Source organism: Acidimicrobiia bacterium, assembly GCA_029210695.1.
Classification (GTDB): Bacteria; Actinomycetota; Acidimicrobiia; order Spongiisociales; family JAHEDJ01; genus JAHEDJ01.
This window is the reverse complement of sequence record JARGFH010000002.1, coordinates 89773-111995: the sequence shown is the minus strand read 5'-3', so window position 1 is coordinate 111995 and position 22223 is coordinate 89773. Positions and strand designations below refer to the sequence as shown.

27 protein-coding genes are annotated in these 22223 nt (G+C 63.1%); 22 read left to right on the top strand and 5 right to left on the bottom strand.

Annotation, left to right across the window (positions count from 1 at the left end):
• Positions 1-159: 159 nt before the first annotated feature.
• A complete protein-coding gene (locus P1T08_01290; protein MDF1594719.1) occupies positions 160-351 on the bottom strand; it encodes a hypothetical protein in 192 nt (63 codons plus the stop codon).
• Complete coding sequence (locus P1T08_01285; GenBank protein MDF1594718.1) at positions 348-1148, bottom strand: PD-(D/E)XK nuclease family protein; 801 nt, start codon at positions 1146-1148, stop codon at positions 348-350. The genes P1T08_01290 and P1T08_01285 overlap by 4 nt, the downstream gene beginning before the upstream one ends.
• 1467 nt (positions 1149-2615) lie before the next feature.
• Between P1T08_01285 and P1T08_01280 the strand changes: the two genes are divergently transcribed.
• The 5 genes from P1T08_01280 (at position 2616) to fabI (ending at position 5278) form a co-directional block, all read left to right on the top strand.
• Entirely contained in the window at positions 2616-3218 is a 603-nt protein-coding gene (locus P1T08_01280) for a PH domain-containing protein (GenBank protein MDF1594717.1), read from the top strand.
• Entirely contained in the window at positions 3219-3725 is a 507-nt protein-coding gene (locus tag P1T08_01275; GenBank protein MDF1594716.1) for a YbaK/EbsC family protein, read from the top strand. It abuts the gene before it with no gap.
• Between the two features lie 32 nt (positions 3726-3757).
• Positions 3758-4036: a hypothetical protein gene (locus tag P1T08_01270; GenBank protein ID MDF1594715.1), complete on the top strand. Its 279-nt coding sequence runs from the start codon at positions 3758-3760 to the stop codon at positions 4034-4036.
• Positions 4037-4118: 82 nt separating this feature from the next.
• Entirely contained in the window at positions 4119-4487 is a 369-nt protein-coding gene (locus tag P1T08_01265) for a hypothetical protein (protein MDF1594714.1), read from the top strand.
• A gap of 8 nt (positions 4488-4495) precedes the next feature.
• A complete protein-coding gene (gene fabI / locus P1T08_01260) occupies positions 4496-5278 on the top strand; it encodes an enoyl-ACP reductase FabI (protein MDF1594713.1) in 783 nt (260 codons plus the stop codon).
• On the opposite strand, the gene P1T08_01255 is transcribed toward fabI, so the two are convergent.
• The gene (locus P1T08_01255; protein MDF1594712.1) at positions 5230-7101 is read right to left on the bottom strand and encodes an ATP-binding protein; all 1872 of its coding nucleotides are present in this window, start codon (positions 7099-7101) and stop codon (positions 5230-5232) included. The genes fabI and P1T08_01255 overlap by 49 nt on opposite strands.
• A 53-nt stretch (positions 7102-7154) precedes the next feature.
• Here P1T08_01255 and P1T08_01250 point away from each other — a divergent pair, with 53 nt between their 5' ends.
• The 7 genes from P1T08_01250 to P1T08_01220 all read left to right on the top strand — a co-directional run bounded on the left by P1T08_01250 (position 7155) and on the right by P1T08_01220 (position 13420).
• Complete coding sequence (locus P1T08_01250; protein ID MDF1594711.1) at positions 7155-7880, top strand: alpha/beta hydrolase; 726 nt, start codon at positions 7155-7157, stop codon at positions 7878-7880.
• A complete protein-coding gene (locus tag P1T08_01245) occupies positions 7877-9388 on the top strand; it encodes a UDP-N-acetylmuramoyl-tripeptide--D-alanyl-D-alanine ligase (protein MDF1594710.1) in 1512 nt (503 codons plus the stop codon). Before P1T08_01250 ends, P1T08_01245 begins: the two co-directional genes overlap by 4 nt.
• Before the next feature lie 13 nt (positions 9389-9401).
• Positions 9402-10490 (top strand): hypothetical protein, encoded by a 1089-nt coding sequence (locus P1T08_01240; protein MDF1594709.1) that lies wholly within the window; start codon positions 9402-9404, stop codon positions 10488-10490.
• A gap of 45 nt (positions 10491-10535) precedes the next feature.
• Positions 10536-10769 (top strand): Lrp/AsnC ligand binding domain-containing protein, encoded by a 234-nt coding sequence (locus P1T08_01235; GenBank protein MDF1594708.1) that lies wholly within the window; start codon positions 10536-10538, stop codon positions 10767-10769.
• A 17-nt stretch (positions 10770-10786) separates the two neighbouring features.
• On the top strand, positions 10787-12034 hold the full coding sequence (locus tag P1T08_01230) for a hypothetical protein (protein ID MDF1594707.1): 1248 nt from the start codon (positions 10787-10789) through the stop codon (positions 12032-12034).
• Positions 12035-12058: 24 nt separating this feature from the next.
• The gene (locus P1T08_01225; GenBank protein MDF1594706.1) at positions 12059-12541 is read left to right on the top strand and encodes an NUDIX domain-containing protein; all 483 of its coding nucleotides are present in this window, start codon (positions 12059-12061) and stop codon (positions 12539-12541) included.
• Positions 12542-12616: 75 nt separating this feature from the next.
• On the top strand, positions 12617-13420 hold the full coding sequence (locus P1T08_01220) for a GNAT family N-acetyltransferase (GenBank protein MDF1594705.1): 804 nt from the start codon (positions 12617-12619) through the stop codon (positions 13418-13420).
• Between the two features lie 37 nt (positions 13421-13457).
• Here the strand turns inward: P1T08_01220 and P1T08_01215 are convergent, their stop codons facing one another.
• Positions 13458-13673: a cold shock domain-containing protein gene (locus P1T08_01215; GenBank protein MDF1594704.1), complete on the bottom strand. Its 216-nt coding sequence runs from the start codon at positions 13671-13673 to the stop codon at positions 13458-13460.
• 6 nt (positions 13674-13679) lie between these two features.
• Positions 13680-13868 (bottom strand): 50S ribosomal protein L28, encoded by a 189-nt coding sequence (rpmB, locus tag P1T08_01210; GenBank protein ID MDF1594703.1) that lies wholly within the window; start codon positions 13866-13868, stop codon positions 13680-13682.
• Positions 13869-13963: 95 nt separating this feature from the next.
• Here rpmB and P1T08_01205 point away from each other — a divergent pair, with 95 nt between their 5' ends.
• The 10 genes from P1T08_01205 (at position 13964) to rnc (ending at position 22212) form a co-directional block, all read left to right on the top strand.
• Complete coding sequence (locus P1T08_01205; protein MDF1594702.1) at positions 13964-14506, top strand: DAK2 domain-containing protein; 543 nt, start codon at positions 13964-13966, stop codon at positions 14504-14506.
• A gap of 191 nt (positions 14507-14697) precedes the next feature.
• Complete coding sequence (locus tag P1T08_01200; GenBank protein MDF1594701.1) at positions 14698-15672, top strand: hypothetical protein; 975 nt, start codon at positions 14698-14700, stop codon at positions 15670-15672.
• On the top strand, positions 15669-18305 hold the full coding sequence (locus P1T08_01195) for an ATP-dependent DNA helicase RecG (protein MDF1594700.1): 2637 nt from the start codon (positions 15669-15671) through the stop codon (positions 18303-18305). Before P1T08_01200 ends, P1T08_01195 begins: the two co-directional genes overlap by 4 nt.
• Positions 18302-18844, top strand: coding sequence for a 16S rRNA (guanine(966)-N(2))-methyltransferase RsmD (rsmD, locus tag P1T08_01190; GenBank protein ID MDF1594699.1), 543 nt, complete (start codon positions 18302-18304; stop codon positions 18842-18844). Before P1T08_01195 ends, rsmD begins: the two co-directional genes overlap by 4 nt.
• Positions 18841-19317 carry a pantetheine-phosphate adenylyltransferase gene (coaD, locus tag P1T08_01185; protein MDF1594698.1) on the top strand — a complete coding sequence of 159 codons (477 nt, stop codon included), beginning with the start codon at positions 18841-18843 and terminating at the stop codon, positions 19315-19317. Before rsmD ends, coaD begins: the two co-directional genes overlap by 4 nt.
• Positions 19314-19832 (top strand): hypothetical protein, encoded by a 519-nt coding sequence (locus tag P1T08_01180; GenBank protein ID MDF1594697.1) that lies wholly within the window; start codon positions 19314-19316, stop codon positions 19830-19832. Before coaD ends, P1T08_01180 begins: the two co-directional genes overlap by 4 nt.
• 11 nt (positions 19833-19843) lie before the next feature.
• Positions 19844-20350, top strand: coding sequence for a YceD family protein (locus tag P1T08_01175; protein ID MDF1594696.1), 507 nt, complete (start codon positions 19844-19846; stop codon positions 20348-20350).
• A gap of 11 nt (positions 20351-20361) precedes the next feature.
• Positions 20362-20538, top strand: a complete 177-nt coding sequence (rpmF, locus tag P1T08_01170; protein MDF1594695.1) for a 50S ribosomal protein L32 — start codon at positions 20362-20364, stop codon at positions 20536-20538.
• Positions 20539-20548: 10 nt separating this feature from the next.
• Positions 20549-21520, top strand: a complete 972-nt coding sequence (gene plsX / locus P1T08_01165; GenBank protein ID MDF1594694.1) for a phosphate acyltransferase PlsX — start codon at positions 20549-20551, stop codon at positions 21518-21520.
• Complete coding sequence (gene rnc / locus P1T08_01160; protein MDF1594693.1) at positions 21517-22212, top strand: ribonuclease III; 696 nt, start codon at positions 21517-21519, stop codon at positions 22210-22212. Before plsX ends, rnc begins: the two co-directional genes overlap by 4 nt.
• Positions 22213-22223: the final 11 nt, after the last annotated feature.

The following is a 22223-nucleotide window of genomic DNA, read 5'->3' as shown; positions in this document are numbered from 1 at the left end:
GAGCCCTTCCGCAGATGGGACAGTCTCGATCGGCGAAGACCTCCTCGAACTCGATGCCGGCTTCCGACAGAAGTTGCTGAAGATGGTGCGTTGTGTTCATACCAACAAGCTATCGGGCGGGTGTGACAGAAAAGCACTCAACAGATGGGCGCGCCAATGTCAGGCGGCCAGTACCGCGCCACAGCCTGCACACGTCAGGGGATCGAGGCCCGAAAGATCCAGAGCGAGGGTGAGCTGCTCGATTGCGTGATCGCACGTCGGACACGACTCGGGTGGTCCATCGAAAATGACCTCGATGCCGGTGCCGAACCGCTCCCGAAGCGCCGCCATCTCATCACGTGAAGACGTCATGCGGTGCTCGCCAAGGTCTGGTCATCGCCTTCCGCATCGTTGTCGGCGAAGGCGGGGCACCGATCCTGGTAGGAACACCAGTTGCACAGTTGCCCCGGGCGCGGCGGGAAGTTATCGCCGGCGATGGCCTTGTCGATCGCCGCCCACAGTGCCCGGAGCTGGCGGTCCATACCATTCAGATGCGCGTCGCCGACGGGCAGGCGATAGAGGGTCGGTCCGTTGAGGTACAACAGGCGGAGTTCAACGGGAGTCCGGCCCGTCTTGTGCCTGATCAAGAGCGCATAGATCTTGAGGGCGAAGAACGCCGGGAGTGCATATCGTTCGGGCGGTGCCTTGCCGGTCTTGTAATCGGTGATGACCAGTTCGCCGCCGGGAAGCTCGTCGATTCGGTCGAGGATGCCGCGAATGGTGATGCCCCCCAAATCCTCGAGCATGTCCAGCTCGCGATCGCGAGGACTCACCTCAACGGGGTCCTCGACGGTGAAGTAGTTGGCCAGGAGTGCAAGGCTCTCAACACCCCACATGCGCTCCTCGTCATCAGAACTAAACAGGTCGGCATACTCTTCTGTCGTGCGCAGCTCCGTCCACGCCTTGCGGAAGAGGTCGTAGAGGGCTTCCGGTGTGCGCTCCTCCGGTGAGAGGTCGTACAGCTCCTGCAGAGCGAGGTGCGCGGTGGTTCCCCGGGCCTGGTAGATCGTGACCGGTTCGGGTATGCGATCTATTGCCCGGAACTTGAAGAGTTGCGGGCATTGCTTGTAGTCGCTCGCCCGACTTGGAGACAGCGTTTCCAACGGCATGCCCCGACTATACGACACTCGAATGACACTTATGAGATTCCGAGTCGCGAAAACTATGAACAGGTCGCGAAAATTTGTGAGCTCTGTGCCTTGACGAACGGCGCAGGAGCGCTTACCTTCATCTTTACCGCATCGCAGGAAACTGCGAAGCGGACTGAAGAGGTCGAGAGGGCTCTTCGGACCGGAATCGGTGGAAACGCCGGTCGAGGGAGTCTTCGGGAAGACCGAGCTTTCGGGCAAGGAGTTCCCGGGATCGGGAACCCCGAGAGGGTAACGACTTCGGTCGGAGCTTTCTCGGGGTTTTCCGCGTCCTGGGGCGTATCCGCGACTCGTAACTCGCGACTTTTATGTTTGGGTCGCGAAATCTGGGTTGGTTTCTGCCTTGCGTTGGGTGGGGGTAGCCGATATGTTCCTCCCTGCCGGTTCGGAGGAAACTCTGAGACGGCATTGTCCCGGACGGGGCCATTTGGGAAACTGAGCGGCTTTGGATGGGACAACCACTTCGGTGGCTCCTGAAAGGGAGAGGCAGCTCGTAAGGGTTGTCCGTCCCGGGAGACCTTCGGGTCGATCGGGCGTCCGGCCGGAGTGTTGGTTTCTCCTTCGGGGGATACCAGGTCTCTTGGAAACGAGGGGCCGTGTTCGATACCAGTCTTTCGGGATTGGTGGAGAACGAGCCCGGGGCTGAAAGGCTGTGGGTCCGGGGTAGTGGAAACGCTACTTCGGGACTCGCCTCGGATCTTGTCCTTCGGGACTCGAACCGGAGCGGGGTTCGGGAACCCCGAGAGGGTAACGACTTCGGTCGGAGCTTTCTCGGGGTTTTCCGCGTCCTGGGGCGTACCCGCGACTAGCGACTCGTAACTCGGGACCCGCGACTCGTGGACTCGCGAACTCGCGACCCGTAACTGGCGACCCGCGACTCGTAACTCGCGACTTTTATGTTTGGGTCGCGAAATCTGGGTTGGTTTCTGCCTTGCGTTGGGTGGGGGTAGCCGATATGTTCCTCCCTGCCGGTTCGGAGGAAACTCTGAGACGGCATTGTCCCGGACGGGGCCATTTGGGAAACTGAGCGGCTTTGGATGGGACAACCACTTCGGTGGCTCCTGAAAGGGAGAGGCAGCTCGTAAGGGTTGTCCGTCCCGGGAGACCTTCGGGTCGATCGGGCGTCCGGCCGGAGTGTTGGTTTCTCCTTCGGGGGATACCAGGTCTCTTGGAAACGAGGGGCCGTGTTCGATACCAGTCTTTCGGGATTGGTGGAGAACGAGCCCGGGGCTGAAAGGCTGTGGGTCCGGGGTAGTGGAAACGCTACTTCGGGACTCGCCTCGGATCTTGTCCTTCGGGACTCGAACCGGAGCGGGGTTCGGGAACCCCGAGAGGGTAACGACTTCGGTCGGAGCTTTCTCGGGGTTTTCCGCGTCTTGAGATGCAACCGGCGACTCGCGCGAGCCGTGACTCGCGTACCATAAGCTCATGCCCTACCCAGAACGTCTCCTCAGTCCCGGCGAAGCCGTCCAACTCGAGTTCCGCCCGCATTGGCAGAGAATCATGGTTCCCACCGCCATCACGATCGTCGCCATCGCCGCGCTGGTTGCCGTCACCGCGCTCCTAGACGAAGGCGCCATGTGGATCTCGCTGGCCGTCGTTGCCCTCGTCTGGCTCATCACCGCCGTTCCGCGCTACCTCGATTGGTGGTTCACCCGATACATCGTCACCAACGAACGCCTCATCGTTCGGTCGGGGGTACTGGCTCGTCGAGGCAAGGAGATTCCGCTCGAGGTCATCAACGACGTTGCGTTCTCGCAGTCGGTGCTGGAGCGGCTGGTGCATTCGGGCGATCTCTTGATCGAGTCCGCCGGTGAGCAGGGGCAGAGCCGTTTCACCGATATTCCCCGCCCTGAGGATGTCCAATCGCAGATCTACCAACTGAGAGAGAAGCGAACGGTTGCGCTCGAAGGGGGCAACCAGGGGGGAGCCGCGGGGCAACTCGAGTCACTCGCTCGCCTCCATCGCGACGGTGTCCTGACGGATGAGGAGTTCGCCGCCAAGAAGCAGAAGCTTCTCGACGAGATCTGATTGACGGCCCTCCCCGAAACGCCCGCCACCATTGCCGTGGCCTCCTCCGGCGTCGAGCACCGGTTGGTCCCGTTCGGGGAGGTATCTTCTGTAGGCGAAGCCGCCGCCGCCCGAAATATCGATCTGAACCAGCTCATCAAGACGATCGTCGTGCGTGAGTCGGAGGGCCGGTATCTTTTGATCCTGGTTCCCGGTGACCGGGTCATCGACTGGACAAAACTGCGGAAATGCCGGGGTGTGTCGCGCCTGTCTCTCCCCGACGCTGATGAGGCCTTCACTGCCACCGGATACCGGAGAGGCACTATCACCCCGTTCGGCGCCGCCGGCAACTGGCCGGTTGTTGCCGACAGCTCGCTCGAGTCGAAGGCCGAGGTTTCGGTCGGCGGTGGTGTCTCAGGCCTTGCGATTCATCTCCGAAGCATCGATCTCATAGAGGCGACCGGCGCGGTGGTGGCGGATGTGACCAAGTCCGCAGAAGTTGTTTCAAATCCCCCAACCAGCCGGTAGCATTGGTTTCCAACAGGTCACCGGAGGGGAACATGTTCGAGGCGGTTGAGTTCATTGAAGTCGAAGGTACTTCCGGCCGTCCCAATCCGACACCACTCGAGCGCTTGATCGGGACCTACGGAGAGGAATCGGAGGCCATCGCCGCCGGCCGGGCCGCCAAAGCAGCCTTCCACGCCGCCGATCGCTCCGAATACGCATGGTGGGTTGTCCGCAGCCAGGGCGCGCAACTGGCCAACTGGATCGCTGACTCCTCGAACGACCAGGAGTTCATGCTCGATTTGCGCACCGGCCAACTCGTAGAGATCGACTGATTCGGACCATCGTCGGTCGCGCGAACTGCGCTCGATCTGTTGAGGGCAGTAAGGTCCTTCCCCGACCACAGAGAGGAAGAGGGTGACCGACGTCCACGGTATCGGTGCCTGGGTTGCGATCGGCCTGACCGGCGTAACCGGCCTCTGGGGTCTCGGGCTGGCCGTCCTCAAGCGCCAGCCGCCACGAGCTTTCACTTCTGCGGCACTGGTAGCGGTTGGAAGCATGCTGGCGCAGGGCGCGATGGGGCTCATCCTGTATGCCGATGGCGGAGAGCCGGGGTCGGGCCATCTCTTCTACGGCATGGTGATCGCCGCCTCCATCGCCTTCGGCTACATCTATCGGTCACAACTGGGAAAACGGGCTGCACTGGCATGGGGGTTGTTCCTCCTCTTCCTCATGGGGTCGGGGTTCCGTGCCATTGCCAACATCGGAACCGATCTAGGCGGGTGAGGAGCCTCATGTTGCTCGAACGGAAGAAGCTGGTGATCACAGGCGTCGTCACCGACGACTCAATCGCATGGCATGTCGCTCGCATTGCGCAGGAACAGGGCGCCGAGATCGTGTTGACGAGTTTCGGGCGTGGCCTGCGCTTGACCGAGCGGGCGGCGAGGCGTCTTCCCCAGTCCGTCGATGTACTTGAACTCGATATCAACGAACCTGCCCACATGGACGCCGTGGTGGCCGACTTGTCGTCGCGCTGGGGAGCGGTCGACGGCGCATTGCACGCTATCGCTTATGCGCCGCAAGACGCCCTGGGCGGTAACTTCCTGAACACCCCGGCGGAGAGTGCCAATACCGCATTCCAGACGTCCGCCTTCTCTTATAAGACCCTGGCCGTTGGCCTGTTGCCGCTCATGCGGGCGGCAGGCGGTGGATCATTGGTCACACTCGATTTTGACAACACGCAAGCCTGGCCGATTTATGACTGGATGGGTGTTGCCAAGGCGGCGCTCCAGGCGGTGACGCGCTATCTCGCCCGGGACCTCGGTGCCGAACACATTCGGGTCAACGCCGTCTCGGCCGGCCCGCTGTCGACGATCGCAGCCAAATCGATCCCGGGATTCCAGTCTCTTGAGCGGGCGTGGTTGCAGAGGTCACCAATCGAGTGGGACTCATCCGATCCGACCCCGGTTGCGCAAATGGTCGCGCTCCTCCTCTCCGACTGGACTCCCATGACCACCGGCGAGGTTGTTCATGTCGATGGAGGGTTCCACGCAGTCGCAGCCGGATCGCGCGAGTAGCCGGAGGGGGTGCCGTCCGCTCCCGGCGAGCGCGGCAAGTCCCGTGGCCGCGCAGGGAGATCGACCACGAATGTAGCTCCACCCCCCGGCGTGTCGTCGAGTCGCACGGTTCCACCCATCGATTCGACCAGGCCCTTGACGATGGCCAGCCCCAATCCTGTCCCGCTGCGGGAGCGGGTGGCCGCCGGTTCGAGCTGCGTGAAGGGTTCGAATACTTTGTCTCTCATCTCGGAACTGATACCGGGGCCGCGATCGACGACGCTGATCTCGACCCGCTCGCCCTGCACTTTCACCACGATCTCTGCAGGAGAGCCGGGCGCGTACTTCAACGCATTCTGGATGAGGTTGATGAGTACCCGACCCAGGTGATCGGGGTCGACGCGAACCGTTACCTCTTCCGTTGACCGAATGTTCACCTGCGCCGCGGCTCCCGGGATCTCGTCGATCACCGAACGGAGGAAAGATTCCAAATCGATTTCGGTGGGGTGTTGCGGCAGTGCTTGATTGTCGATCCGTGACGTCATCAGCAGGTTCTCGATCAGCTGCCGGAGTCGCCCGGCCTGGTTTCTGGCCGAATCGAGCAGACTCAGGGCACTTGCGTGAGTCGGTGCCAGCTCCGGCCTGGCGATCGTGTCGAGCGAGCCGATAATGCTGGTCAGCGGAGTCCGCAATTCGTGCGAGACGACGGAGACGAAATCCGATTTGAGTTGCGCCAGTTCCTCCATCCGGCGGCCGGCTTCTGCGGCCTCCTCATAGCGCCCGAGATGGGCAAGCACTAGTGCCGCCGGTGCCGACAGCGAAGCCAGGACGTCGAGGTCGTCGTCGGTGAACGGGGTTCCATCCGTCCGATCCGCCACCATCATGACGCCCATGGTGCGATGTTCGACCTTGAGCGGCACCGCCACTGCGTGCTGCACTCCGAGTTCGGTGAGCAGGTGGTTGGAGTTCTTCCCGTCTGTCTGGCTGAAGCGGCGCGCCTGGCCGGACACGAACGTCTGCTCGATGTTGCCGCGGCGGCGCAGGGGGAGCAGATAGCCGGTGACGTCGAGCGTATGTCCGGCAGCCCAGATCGGACTGACGACTTCGAGCGCGCCGCGGGCCGGGTCGTGGAGGAGGACGACGCCTACCTCAGCTTTGAGGTAGGTGGCGATCTTGCCGACGAGTTCTGGGAGAACGCGGGTGAGCGAGTCCCCGGCGGCCAGGGTTCGGGAGACTTCGTAGAGGCGTTCCAGATCCCGTTCTCGTGCCTCGAGTTCCCGCTGTCTTCGGATGCCGCTGCGGATCTCCCTTCGCAACTCGTTGGTGATGGCGGCGGTTGCGATGCCGACCACTACCAGGGTGATGGCCGGTACGACGATGTCTTCCGGATTCGGAGTGGTCCCGAAGGCGGTCTGAGCGATGACGTTCGTTGCTACGAGTACCAGGGCAGTGATGAGGGGAACGATCCAGTGGGCCAGCGCCGCCATGAGCGCCACCACCCCGAAGTAGCCGATGAGCACGAACGAGGCGAAGGCTGGAACCGTCGCCATGATGCTCATCGCCGAACCGATGGTGATGACTCCAAGCAGCAGCAAGAGATCGCCGGAGCCGCGTCGTAGCGTCAAATCCCAGTTGGGTAGGGACAATGCGCCGAGTACCGCGGCGATGGCAACTTGTGGGGCCCACACACGGAGGTTGTCGACTTCGCCGATCCGCCATGTAGCGAACACAAAGGATGCCAGCATGAGCCACCCGGCCCGCAGGGCCAGCGCAACGACCCTCGCCCGGGAAGCCGCCATAGCCGCTCTGGTGGAGCGCTGAGCGCTGATTGAAGGGATGGTCACAATGGTCAGGGTAATCTCCCCGCCATGTTGGATCTTGGATCGTCGATCCTCCAATGACTTTGCGTTCCTACGGAAACCTCTTCGGGGTGCGCTATGGGAGTGCTCAACCAAGGGTGCTGGCACTGCACGGTTGGGGTCGCAGTCGTACCGATTTCGAGGGGTGGTTGTCGGGATACGAGGCGATTGCGCTCGATCTACCCGGCTTTGGCGCCTCGCCTCCCCCTGATGAATCCATGGGAGCCACCGGGTATGCAGAATTGATAGGGTCGGTCTTGGGCGAGTTCGAAACACCACCGGTGATCGTCGGCCACTCGTTTGGAGGTCGAATAGCCGTCGCCCTGGCGGCCTCGCGACCCGAGGCTGTGTCCGGCCTGGTTCTGGCCGGTGTGCCGCTCATCCGCCTGAGTCCGGCCGGCAAACCGCCGTGGCGCTATCGGTTGGTTCGCCGGGCCGGGTCGATGGGACTCGTGTCCGCAGCCCGGCTCGAACGGGCCCGGCGTCGGTTCGGTTCGGCCGACTATCGAGCTGCCGCCGGCGTGATGCGCGATGTCCTCGTGAAGGTGGTGAACGAGAGCTACGAAATCGAACTGGGCGCCGTTAAGTGTCCCGTTCGGCTCGTGTGGGGGGAGCAGGACAGCGCGGTGCCAACGGCAGTGGCCGCCGCCGCCCTCGGCTTCCTGGCTGATGGCACTCTCGATGTGGTCGCGGGTGCCGGCCATGACGTCCACCTCTCCCATCCGGAGCGGCTCTGCGCTGCCATCGATGAGTTGTCGGTATGACGTGGATCGTCCTGGCGCTCGGCGTGGCGGCAGCCGCTCCTGCTGCTCTGCGATTTCTGCGCGTTGCTCAACGGGAGCATTACCTGGGGGGATCGACGATACGGTTCGCCCTTCGCTGGTGGACGGGATCGCGGAATGTCTGGCTCTTCGTCGCGGGAATCGTCGGTCTTGCGGCTACCCCGTGGTGGTGGTGGATGGCGCTTGTCCCGATCGGGGTTGCCGCTCTCGGCCCCCTCGGGTTGGGAGTGCGGGGGGTTTCATCGCCTCTTCGCTGGACGGGTCGCCTTCGCCGGTTGACGGCCATTGTCTCCGGCTCGGCCGCACTGTTGATCGTGGCGAGCGTCGTTCTCGAGTTTGTCACCGTCGTCGCTGCCATCCTTGCCCTCGGGATGCCGCTGTTGATCGACCTTGGACTGGCACTGGCGGCGCCCCTTGAAGCCAGGCTCGGAAGGCGCTGGATCGACAAGGCCCGCGACAAGCTCAACGCCGTCGACCCCCGGATCCTCGCGATCACCGGATCGTATGGGAAGACCACCACCAAGGAGTATGCGCGGTTGCTCCTGGCCGCCGAGATGCAGGTGGTGGCGAGCCCTGCCAGCTTCAACAACGCCATGGGACTGGCTCGTGCGATCAACGAACACCTCACGCCGGGTTCCGAGTTGTTCATCGCCGAGATGGGGGCTTACGGGCCGGGCGAAATCGCCGCGCTGTGTTCGTGGATCCCCCCGGAGGTGGCAATTATCACCGCCATCGGCCCTGTGCACCTCGAACGATTCGGTTCTCTGGAGCGGACGCTCGAAGCGAAATCGGAGATCCTCGAGGGAGCAGGCGTCGCCGTGCTCAACATCGATGACCGGCGTCTGGCCGGATTGGCCGATCGTCAGGCCGGCGTCCGCCGGGTGATCAGGTGCTCGGCGATCGACACTTCGGCGGACGTTTGTGTGCTCGGCCATAACGGCGTTCAGGAAGTGTGGGCCGGCGGAGCGCTCCTCGCCCGGTTGGATCCGCCGGTTGCCTTCGCGACGAATGTCGCCTGCGCGATCGGGGCTGCACTCGCCTTTGGCGTCGATCCCGGCTCGATCCGATCTGCGCTGGCCGGTGCCGATCGGCCGGCGCACCGGCAGACGCTGACGCAGAGCGATCTGGGCTTCACGATCATCGACGACACGTACAATTCCAACCCGGCAGGAGCTTCAGCCGGTTTGCAGTTGCTCGGCGAAATTGGTTCGGGCGCCAGGCGGGTGCTCGTTACCCCCGGCATGGTCGAACTCGGAGCCGACCAGGTGACCGAAAATGCTCGCCTGGCTGCACAAGCCGTTGAAGTTGCCACCGATATCCTTATCGTCGGCCTCACCAACCGGCGCGCCCTTTTGAAGGGAACGGAAGGAGGCAGAGCGTCCGTTATGGTGGTCGACTCCCGTCCGGAGGCCGTCGAATGGGTGCGCGCCAATCTCGGTCGGGGAGACGTTGTTCTCTACGAGAATGACCTACCGGATCACTACCCGTAATGAGGAGCGTGCCATGAGTCGACCGGCGGTTCTGTTCGGCGGGCCATCCCCGGAACACGACATCAGCATTCTGACCGGCCTCCAGGCGGCCAGAACCTTGACTGAGGCAGGCACGGCTGTCGATGCCGTCTATTGGTCAAAGACCGGGGATTGGTTTCTCGTCGAGGCCACGATGGAGGCCGCGGACTTCGCAGATGGGGTGCCGGCCAAGGCACGGCAGCTTCGGTTCGAGGCTGCTCCCGGCGGCGGATTCTTCCTCAAGAAGAAGGCGCTGTCTCCATCCGCCGTCGTGATCTGTTGTCACGGCGGCCCCGGTGAGGATGGGACTCTCCAGGCGGCCCTCAGCTTGGCCGGGATACGGTACACGGGGCCGGACGCGGCGGGATCTCTCCTTGGAATGGACAAATACGCGTTCGGTGCCGTTGTAGCGGCTGCCGGACTCCCGACGCTCCCGAGAGTGCTCGTTACGCCGGGCCGGGCGCCGGACTTCGATGGGCCGTTCATCGCCAAGCCGCGGTTTGGAGGGTCGTCGATCGGCATCGAAGTCGTAGAGGACTGGGACACTGCACTGGCGCTCGTGTCACGTTCGCCGCACATGCGACGTGGAGCCGTGGTCGAGCCGTACCTTCCGAAGAGCCGGGACTTGAACATCTCCGTTCGAACGTTCCCGCAGTTGCAGCTGTCTCCGATCGAAGCGCCGATCCGGGCCGACGCCGCCGCCCGCATCTACGACTACCGGCAAAAGTACCTCGCAGGCGGCGGTCTCGATGGTTCGGCCAGGGAGATCCCGGCCGACATCCCCGCTACATGGACCGAGTCGATTCGCTCGATGTCGACCACTATCGCCGGCCTGGTTCGGACCCGGTCTGTGGCCAGAATCGACTTCCTCCAAGACGGAGACGACCTGTATGTGAATGAGATCAACACGATCCCCGGCAGCCTATCTGCGTACCTGTGGGCGGAAGCAGGGGTCAGCAGGATCCAGCTACTCCGCGACATGGTGGCGGAGGCCGAGCAGTCCCAGCCCGATGCCTACACGACGGCCGGTGCCGACGGTGCGGCTCTGCGCAGCGCATCTTCCATTGCAGCGAAGCTCGGCTGACCTGAAGTGGTATTGTCCGAAACAACCCAGACAGAAGGAGGGCCCGTGGTCCAAGCGTACGTGCTGATCCAAACCGAGGTCGGCAAAGCTGCCTCGGTAGTCGAAGAAGCGCGCAAGATTCCCGGCGTCGAAGCAGCAGACGACGTAACCGGCCCGTACGACGTTGTCGTTAAGGCGTCGGCCGGAGATGTCGACCAGCTCGGCAAGCTGGTGGTGGCGCGCATCCAGGCTATTGAAGGGATCACCCGGACGCTCACCTGTCCGGTGGTGAACCTCTAGCGAAACCAGATACCAACGTGCCCGGTGAGCCGTCCGGAGACCACCGGACCCCCGGCGACTGGCAGGGCGTGGGGGATCTCGTCGCCCTGGCGACAGAGCGCCTGACCGCACCCGTTGAGGGAATGCACAACGCGATCGCGGACCGCTGGTTCGGTATTGCCGGTCCTGGAGCGGCCTCCGGTCGCAAGGCGTACCGCGCTCTCACGGCGAGCATCTACCAATCGGTGCGCTTCACCGGGTCTGTTCTGGGGGCAGCCGTGGGCATCGGGGCGGCGATCGCCGGAAGTCGGAAGCGGACGCGTCCGCTGTGGCATTCCGGTCCGGGCCGCGGCATCCAGTCGACCGTGAACGCGGTCTGGGGTGACGAGCTCGAACGTAGGAGCAGCAACCTGTCCATCGAGCTGAGCCTGCGCGACTCCGCCGGCGAGCCGATCCGCACCGATCCCGCTTCACTATCGCTCGCTTACGCAGATCCCACCCCCCGGCTGGCCGTCTTGCTCCACGGGCTGGGGGAGACCGAGCGATGCTTCCAGGGGCGAGCGGAAGACGAAGGGGCTACACCCGGGATGGGCGACATCCTGGCGGCCGACTCCTTCACCCCGTTGCTCGTGCGTTACAACACTGGAAAGCACGTGTCCGACAACGGGGTCGCGCTGGCCTCCCTGCTCGAGGAGACCGTTCGGTCCTGGCCGGTGGGGGTTGAGGAGGTTGTGCTCGTTGGGAACTCGATGGGTGGCCTATTGGCTCGCAGTACCGTCCACGCCGGGTTCTCCGCCGAGCATCGCTGGACGGGACTGGTCGGGCACGTTGTAACCCTCGGTTCGCCGCACCTCGGTGCGCCGCTCGAGAAGGGAGCCAACCTGATTGCCTGGGCGCTCAGCTTCGTTCAGGAGAGTCGCCCGCTGAGCGAGTTCATCAATCAGCGGAGCGCCGGCATCAAGGACCTTCGGTTCGGCGCCATCAGGGAAGCTGACTGGCGCGGATCCGACCCGGACGCACTCTGGCGAGATCTCGTCGAGGATTTCTCGCTCCCGGGAGCCATCGAGCAGCATTTCATCACCGGCGTGGTGACCACCGAACCCCGACACCCCGTCGGCGTTCTCTTCGGCGACCTCATCGTCCGTTCCGGCAGTGGAATCGGGCGAGGTCGCCGACGCCTGGTCGAGGCCACCGATGTTCGAGTGCTTGGGGGCCGGCGCCACTTCGATCTGCTCCACGATCCCCTCGTACAGGAACAGGTGCGAGCGTGGCTGAGGGCTTCGTAAGGCGTACCGCTACGCTGGCGAGCAATGGTCGATATTCCCATTCGCGTGGCCTCGAAGGCCGTCGTCATCGAGCGCGGTGAGATTCTCCTGACTCGCAACCTTCATCCCGATGATCCCGACGGCGAGTTCTTTCTACTGCCGGGCGGCGGTCAGCACCACGGCGAACCACTCGATGAATGCTTGAGACGCGAAGTGTTCGAAGAAACCGGCTACTCGATCGAAGTCGGGGACGTGCTTTGGGTGCGGGACTACATCGGGGCCAGCCATTCGTTCGCTGCATACGAACCGGACGTCCACCAGGTCGAGGTGATGTTCTGGTGCTCGGTCGACCGATCACAACGACCGGCCACGCCGGTCGAGGAAGACGCTTGGCAGTTGTCGGTTGATTGGATCCGGCTGGAGGATCTGCCGCATATTCGGCTCTTCCCGGCCGCGCTTGTTCCGGGTTTGATTGGCATGGCGGCCGGGCGTATTGATGGCGCAAGGTACCTCGGCGACGTCAACTAGGAAGTGCCCCGGTCACATCGGCTTCGCCGTCCATCTGAGCGGGCCGCATTCACACCCGACGTGTAGGTTCTGACTATGCGGGAAGCTCAGATGGACATCGTGGATCTGTCCGATCAGTACGAGAAGTCCTACCTGGTCTGCCTGGAGGACTGGTCCGACGAGATGGCGGAGGCAGGGGATCACAAAGCTCGCTGGTATCGCCTCATGCGGGACCGCGGACTGCGGGTCAAACTGGCGCTGGGCGATGACGGCCGGCCGGTCGGAATGATTCAGTACCTGCCAATCGAGCACTCACCGGCCGTTGGCATCGATCTCTACATGATCATGTGCGTCTGGGTGCACGGCTACAAGGGCGGGGTGGGCAATCGACAGGGCCGGGGGGTGGGCTCGGCGCTACTGGCGGCTGCCGAACGTGACACCCGGGAGTTAGGGGCGAAGGGGATCGTGGCCTGGGGTGTCGTGCTTCCGTTTTGGATGAAAGCCGGGTGGTTCAAGAAGCACGGCTATCGCCGGGTCGACCGGATCGGCATACGCGCGCTGATGTGGAAGCCATTCATGGAGGAGGCGACAGCCCCGCATTGGATCGAAGAAGGCCCCAAGCCGACACGGGTCAAAGGCAAGGTGGCGGTCACGGCGTTCGTCAACGGTTGGTGCCCGGCGAGCAACATAGTCTACGAGCGGGCCAAGAGGGCTGCCGCCGCCCTTGGTGATGACGTCGTGTTCGAGAGCATCGATACGAGCGAGCAGTCGGCAATGATCGAGTGCGGGCAGTCAGACTGCGTATTGGTCGACGGGAAGACGGTTCAGAAGGGCCCACCCCCTTCATACGACCGCGTCTACAAGATGATGGCCAAGCGAGCCCGCAAGCTGCGCCGCTGAGCAACCCGCGACTAGCGACTCGCGACTCGCGACTCGCTCAATATCCGTCGTGGCCGATGCGAACGTTCGTCACGAAGCTCTGGTCGTTTTCTTCGAGGAGTTCGAAGGTGATGCGTTGGCCCTGACGGAGGAAACGAAACATGCTGCCCTCCAGCGAACCGGGGCGAAGGAAGACCTCGTCGTGACCCGGATCGAGAATGACGACGCCCGTCTGAGTGCCGGTGTCGTACGTTTTGACGACGCCCTGAATCACAGCCGTCTAGGCCTTTTCGACCTTGCCGGCTTTGAGACAGGAGGTGCAGACGCGCACTCGCCTGGTATTGGAACCATGCTTCACCCGGACACGCTGGATATTGGGCGTCCAGCGACGGTTCGAGCGCTTGTGCGAGAAGGAAACCTTCTTGCCAAAGCTCGGTTCTTTGTTACAGACTTCGCAGCGATAGGACATCGATAAACCTTTGGGGAACGGCGCCGAAGCTTAGCACCGGAGCAGTTGGGCTGAAATCCGTATACTCGGCCGACCCGATCCGAGGAAGATCATCTATGCGGCTCAGTGCCGGGCGCCTCAAACGGATCATCGAACGGTATCACCAACGGCTCGGTGAACATCGTGATGCCCTCAATCGGCTCAACGTGTACCCGGTGCCCGATGGCGATACCGGCACGAATATGGCGCTGACCGTCGGCGCGGTGATCGAGGCATTTGGCGACGCCGAGACCATGGCAGAGATAACTGAGGCGATCGCCCACGGGTCGTTGATGGGCGCCCGCGGCAACAGCGGGGTAATCCTGTCGCAGATACTGCGGGGCTTGTCCGATACGTTTCGTTCTCTGTCAGAGGTCGGGACGGCCGATCTCATCGAAGCTCTCGACATCGCTTCAGCGGCCGCCTATCAAGCCGTGCTGCGTCCGGTGGAGGGAACGATCCTGACCGTGTTGCGGGCCGCTGCCGAATCCGCAGCAGAGGCGGGAACCACGGTCGGGGAGGATCTAGTGGTCCGTCGCGGATTTGGTGACTTGGTCTCCTGCCGGACGATCCCCGCTGTGGCAGGGTTCGTGGCACTGCCTACCCCGGTCATCAAATAGCAGACAGACCACTAGGAACTCTGCTCAGCCGAGTCTATGAACGCGCCGAACATGCCCTCGAAGAGACACCCGAACTCCTCCCGGTCCTCAAGCAGGCCGGCGTCGTCGACGCCGGTGGAGCCGGGTTTCTGCTTCTGATCGGCGCATTCCTCGAAGAAGTCACCGGCGAGGAGGTCATCTTCCCGGATCGGTTGTTTGTCGAAGCGCTCACGACCGGTGAAGCCGATCAGATCGAGTCAGGGCCCCGCTACGAGGTCATGTTCTTCTTGGAGTGCGACTCCGCCGATGATCTTCGCAACCGGTGGGGGGAGATCGGAGATTCGATCGTGGTGGTGGGAGGCGATGGGATGTACAACTGCCACATTCATACCGATCACATCGGACCTGCAATCCAGGCCGGCATAGATGCCGGCCGCGTTCGTGACATACGGGTGACCGACCTCGTCGAGCAGGCCGGCGAACACGCCTTTTTGGCGGGCTTCGAACCGATCGCCGAGTTCTTCAACGCCCCCATCGGCGTGGTGCCGGTGGCGGCGGGAGATGGCATCGTTGAGTTGTTCCGCTCTGCCGGAGCGTCCGGCATCGTCCGAGGTGGGCAGACGATGAATCCTTCGACATCCGACCTGCTCGAGGTCGTCGAGTCGCTGCATGCTGCCACCGTGATACTGCTTCCGAACAACAAGAACATCATTCCTGTGGCCGATCAGGTCGATGCCCACAGCACAAAACGCGTGTACGTAATCCCGACCCGGTCCGTCCCGCAGGGATTGGCGGCGATGGTGGCGTTCATGCCGCACGCCGCCGAAGTCGAACTCCTGATCGAGGAGATGCGCGAGGCCGCCGAGTCGATCATCACCGGCGAGGTCACCCGGGCGGTCCGCGATGCCGTGGTCGATTTCGGGCCGATCCGGCGAGGGGATTGGTTCGGGTTGGCCGATGGCGAGATCACCTCGGCATCCGTGTCGCTCGAAGCATCACTGCTGGCCTTGCTCGAGCACCTGGTCGATCCCGAACGCGAATTGGTGACGCTCATAACCGGAGAAGGAGCGACCGAAGAGGTCACCGAGGCTGCCGCTCGCTGGATCACCGACCAGCGTCCCGAAACCGAGTTCGAGGTAGTCGCCGGTGATCAACCGCTCTACCCCTACTATCTCTCAGTGGAGTGAGCGGTCGGAGCCTTGCCTATCTGAACACAGTCCCCATCGAGCAGGTCAAAGGCCTGACGGGGAAGCGTGGTCAAGCCCTGCGCAAGGCGGATATCACCTCGGTGACCGACCTCATCCTTCACACCCCTCGCCGCTATCTCGATCGGAGCACCGTTGCGCCGATTGCCAGCCTCCCGTCCGGCGAAGAGGTGACTGTGATGGGACGCGTAACCAAGGTGTCTTTGCGGCGCCCGCGTCGCAACCTGACGATCGTTGAGGCAGACATCGCCGACGAGTCGGGGAGCTTGCGCTGCGTCTGGTTCAACCAGGCGTTCCGAGCCAGGCAACTCACGGAGGGGACCGAAGTGGCGGTCAGCGGGAAACTGGAAACCCGCAAAGGCAGGCGGCAGATGAACAGTCCGGCCGTCGACGTCCTGTCCGGCGATCTCGAATCATTGGTCACCGGACGCGTTGTCCCGATCCACTCATCCGTCGGTGAGGTGGGGCCGGGTCACATGCGGCGGGCTATTCACAATGCGCTTCTGCGATCGCGCCCTGTGCTCGATCCGCTCCCCGGTGAGCTCGTCACGCGACTGGGTCTGTTGGAGCGGGACCGGGCAATAGCCGACATGCACTTTCCCGACTCGATGACCGACATCCCGGCGGCCCGCCGCCGGCTCGTCTTCGACGAATTGTTCAGGCTCGAGGTTGCGCTGGCGTTGAACAAACGGCGGATGATCGACCAGGCCCAGGGCTTCAGCCACAGGGTCAATCCTCACCTGGTGCGGCGGTACCTCTCGCTCGTTGCCACCCGCATGAAGCTCGAATGGCTGGCACGGGGCGATCTCCCGGCCGGCACCGGCGAGGAAATCATCGCTTCGCTCGGAGGCAACGTCGCCACACTGCTCACCTCTGCGTCCGGTGAAATCGAGGACGCGGCCAGGATCGAGGCCCTCGCAGATCAGGTGCCCGACCTGGCGGAGGATCTGCTGGCGATCGCGGGCAACGAGCGGAAGGATGCAGAAGCGGTACGCAAGATCGGGAAGGACCTGGCCGCGCTGCTCGAGTCGCCGGAGCGTTTGGCCGACGCGAGCCGTGAGCTCGTCCGGACGATGGCAATGATGACGGAACCGGCCGAGACGAAGGGTATCTACCCGCCGGAGATCCGCGACCTGCTGGTGGGAACCGGCGCCGATTCTCCCGGAGTTCGCCTGGTCGGTGCGGAAGCAAACCCCATGTCATCGGCGTTCACTCGAACCCTTCCGTTTCCGCCCACTAATGCCCAGATCGAGGCGATATCCGACATACTCAGCGACCTGGCTGCCCCGCATCCCATGCACCGGCTTCTCCAGGGCGAGGTCGGATCGGGGAAGACACTCGTGGCCGTGTTCGCGCTGCTGACCGCGGTCGGAAGCGGATATCAGACTGCGGTCATGGCACCGACCGAGGTCCTGGCGGAGCAGCACTTCCTTGGGATCGCCGGCCTGATCGAGACAGCCGGGATGACGCCGTCGAGTTCGGGCCGGACCGACCTCGGAATGGAATCTCTATTCACCGAGGCACCCGGCGCTCACCAGGTGTCCGTGGCTTTGCTCACCGCCAACCACGCCGAGGTCAACTTCCGGCCGCGGGGAACGACCAAGCGTGACGACGTCATTGGCTGGATCGCGGCCGGCCGCATCGACGTTGTCGTCGGAACCCACGCTCTGATCCAGGAAGGCGTCCATTTCGACCGGCTCGGCCTGGCGGTCGTCGACGAGCAGCATCGCTTCGGTGTGCACCAGCGCGTTCTCTTGAAAGAGAAGGCAATCGAGGTCGATCCGGACTTGTTGATCATGACGGCTACACCGATTCCACGCACCTTGTCGATGACTCTGTATGGGGATCTCGACGTCTCCGTGCTCGAAGAGATGCCACCCGGTCGGACTCCGGTCGCGACGCGGGCGGTCAACCCGGCGGCTCTGGCCACGGTGTATGAAGAGGTGCACGAGCAAGTGGCTGCCGGTCGACAGGTGTTCTATGTGTGTCCACTCGTCGAGGACAGTGTGAAGATCGAGGCCGCCTCGGCGACTGCGGAGTTTGAACGTCTCGGCGGGGTGTTTCCTAACCTGCGCCTGGGGCTTTTGCACGGCCAGATGCCACCCAGGGACAAGGAGGCGGTAATGCGATCGTTCCGTCAAGGGATGATCGACATCCTGGTGGCGACAACCGTGATCGAGGTCGGAATCGACATCCCTAACGCTACTTTGATGGTGATTCAAGACGCCGATCGGTTCGGCCTCAGCCAACTCCACCAGCTGCGCGGCCGGGTCGGTCGAGGAGCGCACGCTTCTGCGTGCATCCTGGTCACTGATCCGACCACCGAAGAAGGCGAGGCGCGCATTGCAGCGATGGTGGCGACGAACGACGGTTTCAGACTGGCCGAAGAGGACCTTCGTATTCGTGGTCAGGGAACCGTGTTCGGGACCCGCCAATCCGGTCTGGCGGACCTCCGCCTCGCCGACATCCTGCGAGACACCGACACGCTGATCTCGGCCAGGCGCGAGGCCTTCGATCTGGTCGCCGGCGATCCGGAGCTCACCGGCCATCCAGATATCAAGGACGAGATTCGGGAGCTACTCGGCGATGCCGTTGACTGGCTGTTCGTCTCATGAGGATCATCGGCGGGCGCGCGAGAGGCAGGCGGCTTCGTAGTCCGGCCGGCATGTCGACCAGACCGATGATGGATCGCGCCAGAGAAGCGCTGTTCTCGTCGCTGGGGACCAGGATCCCAGCCAGCCGGGTGCTCGACCTCTACGCAGGTTCCGGCTCGCTTGGCCTGGAGGCACTGAGCAGAGGGGCAGCTTCTGCGGTCTTCGTCGAACAAGGGCAGGCTGCCTTGAAATGCCTCCGTGAGAACGTGGACATGCTCGCGCTCGGAGGCTCGGTTGTCGCCACCGACGTCGGCAGGTTCCTGGCAGCAACAGACGGGCCATTCGATCTCGTGTTCGTTGACCCTCCGTATGCACTGGAACTAGCTTCAGTACATGAGATACTGAAGCTCATCGTGGACAAGGTCGCGGTCGGCGGCTCGGTCGTTCTCCACCGACCCGATGGCGAACAACCGCCGGAAGCACCGCCAGGCCTAGTGAAGGTCGATGAGCGCCGTTATGGAGGCACCCGTCTCTGGCGATATGAGAGGAATATGCCGTGACCATTGCACTCTGCCCAGGCAGTTTCGATCCGCCGACGAACGGGCATGTCGATGTCATCCGCCGTGCGCTCGCCATCTTCGACGAGGTGGTGGTCGGTGTCATCGGCAATCCATCCAAGAACTCGATGTTCAGTTCCGAGGAGCGGGTGCATCTGCTTCAGGAGGTCTTTCGTGATGTCGACCGGGTCAGTGTCGAGAGTTTTGATGGCCTTCTGGTCGAGTACGCCGGTCGGCGGCACGTCGACGTGATTGTCAAGGGACTGCGCGGTGTTGCGGATTTCGACAGCGAACTTCAGATGGCGCAGATGAATCACCATCTGTCCGGCATCGAGACGTGCTTCGTCGCTACGAATCCGTCACACGGCTACATCTCATCGTCTCTCGTCAAAGAAGTGGCAAGACTGGGGGGCTCGACCGACCGGCTAGTTCCGGCCGAAGTCCAGCAGGCCCTCGATGCGAAGGGGTCCAGATGAGCGAAGTTCCCGAAGATCGTGCAGACGTTGACCTTCCCGACTCGGCGGGTGTGATTGAGCTCCTCGACGGACTCATTCACGGTGTCGAATCAGCGAAGTCGGTTCCGCTTTCGGACCAGGTCCGATTGGATCGCGAGGCGATGATTCAGGCGCTCGAGCAAATCAAGCTGGAGCTTCCCGAGGAGTTGCGCACGGCCCGCTGGATGATCCGCGAACGAGAGGCCTTTATCGCTCGTACGCAGGAGAAGGCCCAACAGATCCGGAGGGCGGCTTCCGAGCAGGCGCGCGAACTGGTCAGCGATTCGCACATCCTGGCGGAAGCAGTCGAGGAAGCCAACACTCTGGTGCGACATGCCGAAGGTGATGCGCGACGGATACGGCTCGAAGCAGAGGACGATGCCGAAGAGCGGCTCCAGAACCTCGAGATTCTCTTTGCCAACCTGCTCAAGCAGATCCGTGAATCCAGGGCAGAGTTCCACCGCGTTCGCCCCGCCCCGCCCGAAGTGCCGCAGTGATCGGCGAGTCTATGCGCCAGGAACGATCTCCCTTTCTGATCGGCGTCGGCTCTTTCAGCCCGGGAGACCATCGCGACTATTCGATGACCGGGCCGATGGAGGTCTCGCTCGACAGTGGAAGCATCGACGGCGACGTCGAGGTGTCGGTGCGGGTTTCGGCATTGCCGGACGGCGTCGTTGCGACTGGAACTGGAGCCTTCCGTGTCTCTCTCGTTTGCCACCGGTGCCTCGAGGAATGGGAGGAAGACCGATCGGTTGAGATCTTGCAGGTGTACCAGGTCGTGCCGGATGAGGATGGTCGTGGCATCGAGGAGGATGGAACAATCGACCTCGAACCGGTGGTTCGCGACGAGGTCGTGCTCGACATTCCGCTGGCGCCGTTATGTCGCCCGGAATGCAAAGGACTTTGCTCTGAGTGCGGAACCGACTTGAATAGCGATCCGTGTTCCGGCCATACTGATGAATCGGATCACCCACTTGCTGCCTTGAAGCAGCTGCTGGACCCTCAGGACACCTAAGGAGTGCGCCCATGGCGGTGCCCAAGAAGAAGATGTCGCGCTCTCGGACGCGGCGCCGGAAAGCCGAATGGAAGCTGAGCCGAACGGGCACGTCGACTTGCCCTCAGTGCCACAGCCCCAAGCTGCCTCATCGCGCCTGCCCGAACTGCGGTACGTACCGCGGTCGCGAGATCACCGTCACCGAATAGTCATCCCCACATGGCCCGTGTAGCCCTCGATGCGATGGGGGGCGATCGCGCTCCCGACGAGATCATTGCCGGCGGTGTTCTTGCTGCCGGCGCAGGCCACGACGTGATTCTGGTCGGCGAACCCTCGCTCATTGCCGATCGGTTGGCCGCGCTCGGGACAAAGCTTCCGGTGGTTGCCGCCGCCCAGGTAATCGGGATGGATGAAGATCCGGCCAGGGCAATTCGGGAGAAACCGGACAGTTCGATTGCGGTCGCGGCGCGGTTGGTCAAGGCCGGCGAGGCCGACGCCCTCGTCTCAGCCGGATCGACCGGTGCAACGCTGGCCGCCGCTGCGGTCATTCTCCGCCGAATGCCGGGCGTGCTCCGCCCGGCCGTGGCTTCGATCTTCCCGACCCCCGGCAGCCACACCGTCGTCCTGGACTCCGGAGCGAATCCGGAGTGCAAACCCGAGCACCTCGTGCAGTTTGCGGTTATGGGTTCTCTGGTAGCCGAGCTTTACCTCGGCGTGCGTAATCCTCGGGTGGGTCTGCTGAACATCGGGGAGGAAGAGAGCAAGGGTCGGGATTTGGAGAAGGCCGCATTCGAATTATTGCGCGCCACCAGCCTGAACTTCATCGGGAACGTCGAGGGTCGTGACCTCGCCTCCGATAGGGCCGATGTGTTCGTCACAGACGGCTTCACGGGCAACATCCTCCTGAAGACCACCGAAGGTGCGGTGCAGTTCATCGCCGAACTCTTCCAGGCCGCAGTGATCAACCTGCCTCCTCAGGACCTTGCAGTGATTGATCCGGTCCTGGCGGAAGTGCGCAGGCGGGTCGATCACGAAGAATACGGCGGAGGACATCTGCTCGGCACCAACGGAGTGGTGGTGATTGCCCATGGTTCTTCGTCGCGCATTGCCATCGCCAATGCCGTCGCCATGGCCTCGACCGGCGCCGATCGGGATCTCGCAGGACACGTTGCCAAGCGGCTTGAACCGTGAGCGGACTCGAGCAGCGACTGGGGCACTCGTTCCGGACGCCCGGACTACTGGTCCATGCACTAACGCACCGCTCGTTCGAGTCCGAACGCCCTGAAGAGGCCTCCAACGAACGACTCGAGTTCCTGGGTGATGCCGTGCTCCAACTAGCGGTCACCGACTTTCTCTTCGGGGAGTTTGCGGATCTGCCGGAGGGTCAAATGGCCAAAGTACGCGCTGCCTGTGTGAACAGGTCTGAACTCGCACGTATCGCCCGGAATATCGAACTCGGCTCCGATATCCGTCTCGGCAGGGGGGAGGCAGCGACGGGGGGAGGCGAGAAATCGTCGATCCTGGCCGACGCGCTCGAAGCTGTGCTGGCTGCCGTCTACCTGGATGGGGGTCTCGAGGCGGCGCGGACCGTGGTTCTGCGGCATTGGGAAAAGTTGATTCGGGAGAAAGCTACGAGGCCGGGCCTGCTTGATTACAAGACCCGTCTTCAGGAGGTGCTGGCCGTTCAGGCCAGGGTGCCGACCTACGAGATGAGCGGCGATGGCCCCGACCACGACCGGGTGTTCGCGGCGTCGGTAGCGGTTGATGGACATGTCATCGGGCGGGGGGTCGGGCGGTCCAAGAAGGAAGCCCAGCAGGCGGCGGCCGACGAAGCGCTGGCGAGCCTGCAAGGCGAGAGCTACAACCGCGAATCGACAACCTAGTGGTCCGTCGC

Excerpts from the sequence above, each read along its gene's own strand:
- P1T08_01290 (MDF1594719.1), bottom strand. The coding sequence starts at position 351 with ATGACGTCTTCACGTGATGAGATGGCGGCGCTTCGGGAGCGGTTCGGC.
- P1T08_01285 (MDF1594718.1), bottom strand. The coding sequence starts at position 1,148 with ATGCCGTTGGAAACGCTGTCTCCAAGTCGGGCGAGCGACTACAAGCAA.
- P1T08_01280 (MDF1594717.1), top strand. The coding sequence starts at position 2,616 with ATGCCCTACCCAGAACGTCTCCTCAGTCCCGGCGAAGCCGTCCAACTC.
- P1T08_01270 (MDF1594715.1), top strand. The coding sequence starts at position 3,758 with ATGTTCGAGGCGGTTGAGTTCATTGAAGTCGAAGGTACTTCCGGCCGT.
- fabI (MDF1594713.1), top strand. The coding sequence starts at position 4,496 with ATGTTGCTCGAACGGAAGAAGCTGGTGATCACAGGCGTCGTCACCGAC.
- P1T08_01250 (MDF1594711.1), top strand. The coding sequence starts at position 7,155 with ATGACTTTGCGTTCCTACGGAAACCTCTTCGGGGTGCGCTATGGGAGT.
- P1T08_01245 (MDF1594710.1), top strand. The coding sequence starts at position 7,877 with ATGACGTGGATCGTCCTGGCGCTCGGCGTGGCGGCAGCCGCTCCTGCT.
- P1T08_01240 (MDF1594709.1), top strand. The coding sequence starts at position 9,402 with ATGAGTCGACCGGCGGTTCTGTTCGGCGGGCCATCCCCGGAACACGAC.
- P1T08_01225 (MDF1594706.1), top strand. The coding sequence starts at position 12,059 with ATGGTCGATATTCCCATTCGCGTGGCCTCGAAGGCCGTCGTCATCGAG.
- P1T08_01220 (MDF1594705.1), top strand. The coding sequence starts at position 12,617 with ATGCGGGAAGCTCAGATGGACATCGTGGATCTGTCCGATCAGTACGAG.
- rpmB (MDF1594703.1), bottom strand. The coding sequence starts at position 13,868 with ATGTCCTATCGCTGCGAAGTCTGTAACAAAGAACCGAGCTTTGGCAAG.
- P1T08_01205 (MDF1594702.1), top strand. The coding sequence starts at position 13,964 with ATGCGGCTCAGTGCCGGGCGCCTCAAACGGATCATCGAACGGTATCAC.
- rsmD (MDF1594699.1), top strand. The coding sequence starts at position 18,302 with ATGAGGATCATCGGCGGGCGCGCGAGAGGCAGGCGGCTTCGTAGTCCG.
- P1T08_01180 (MDF1594697.1), top strand. The coding sequence starts at position 19,314 with ATGAGCGAAGTTCCCGAAGATCGTGCAGACGTTGACCTTCCCGACTCG.
- P1T08_01175 (MDF1594696.1), top strand. The coding sequence starts at position 19,844 with ATGCGCCAGGAACGATCTCCCTTTCTGATCGGCGTCGGCTCTTTCAGC.
- rpmF (MDF1594695.1), top strand. The coding sequence starts at position 20,362 with ATGGCGGTGCCCAAGAAGAAGATGTCGCGCTCTCGGACGCGGCGCCGG.
- plsX (MDF1594694.1), top strand. The coding sequence starts at position 20,549 with ATGGCCCGTGTAGCCCTCGATGCGATGGGGGGCGATCGCGCTCCCGAC.